This is a genomic window from Vibrio sp. 03_296 (genome assembly GCF_002265885.1).
Map to the genome: position 1 here is coordinate 1 of NZ_NPKW01000564.1, position 843 is coordinate 843.

Annotated in this window: 2 pseudogenes; both read right to left on the bottom strand. The window is 48.2% G+C overall.

Going from position 1 to position 843, the window contains the following annotated elements:
• Positions 1-456: pseudogene (gene pyrE / locus CIK04_RS26200) on the bottom strand (orotate phosphoribosyltransferase); the annotation flags it as partial.
• 227 nt (positions 457-683) lie between these two features.
• Positions 684-843: pseudogene (rph, locus tag CIK04_RS26205) on the bottom strand (ribonuclease PH); the annotation flags it as partial.

The following is an 843-nucleotide window of genomic DNA, read 5'->3' on the forward strand; positions in this document are numbered from 1 at the left end:
CACCAATACGCCAGCCAGATCGGCGCCATTGGCCTGGATTATTTCCATCGATTCGCGAATCGCTGTGCCGCCGGTGATCACGTCGTCCACCAACACTAAATGCGCCCTTCTAGCGCCGAGCCAACCAAGTTACCGCCTTCGCCGTGATCTTTGGCTTCTTTACGGTTGAAGCAGTAAGGCGTGTCGATATCGTGGTGATCCGCCAGCGCAACAGCAGTGGTGGTGGCAATCGGAATGCCTTTGTACGCAGGGCCAAAGAGTACGTCGAACTCAATGCCGGAATCGGCTAACGCCGCGCGTAAAACGACCAAGGCGCGCCAAATCACGACCTGTATTGAAAAGACCAGCGTTAAAGAAATATGGGCTTTTACGGCCAGATTTCAACGTAAACTCGCCAAACTTAAGGACTTGTTTCTCTAGTGCAAACTCAATAAATTCACGCTGGTATGCTTTCATTACTTTCTCCGTTTATTAGTTTCTAGTGCCTAGTATCTAGTCCCTAGAAAAGATAACTCAAACTATAAGAGTGTTTCAAAGTAGATAGCTTTACAGCTAGACAGCGAGACTTTTCAGCTCCTGAGCATAGTGCGCTATGTGATGGAGTGAAAAGTTGAAGCTAACAACGCGGTTAAGTTATCTAAGAAGAAAACAAAAAATAGCCCCAAACTAGGGAGCTATCTAAATCAATTGGCTAACGCCGCCTTCTGCGCCGCGACGATCTCGCTAATGCCCTTCTTGGCCGACTCTAGCAGAGTCAGCAATTGTTCATGGCTAAACGGTTCTCCTTCGGCAGTGCCTTGGATTTCGATCATCTTGCCTTCTTCCGTCATCACTACGTTCATG